We start from the raw sequence: 250 nt of genomic DNA on the forward strand, positions 1-250 counted from the left end.
GGCCCAGCACCTCGTATACGCCGCGCACCCGGCCGCGCAGTTCGCCGGCAGCCTTGCGGTACTCGAAGTCGCCGTCGAAGAAGGTCTTGCACGCGGGCGTCAGGTAGGGCTGCAGGGCAAAGATGGCGCGGTGGTAGTCGACCTCGCCGTCGGTGGGCCAGCGGTTGAGCTGGCCGAAGATGTACAGCGCGAAGGCGTAGATGTTTTCCGGCGGTACATCCCACCATTTGCGAGTGCTGCCGGAGCGCAG

Annotated in this window: 1 protein-coding gene; it reads right to left on the minus strand. The window is 66.4% G+C overall.

Going from position 1 to position 250, the window contains the following annotated elements; genetic code table 11:
• Nucleotides 1–250, minus strand: a 250-nt coding sequence (locus SB719_RS21610; RefSeq protein WP_412159953.1) for a DUF2895 family protein, incomplete at both ends; no start/stop codon positions are given.

It is taken from the genome of Pantoea sp. SIMBA_079 (assembly GCF_046940275.1).
Taxonomy (GTDB): Bacteria; Pseudomonadota; Gammaproteobacteria; order Enterobacterales; family Enterobacteriaceae; genus Pantoea; species Pantoea borealis.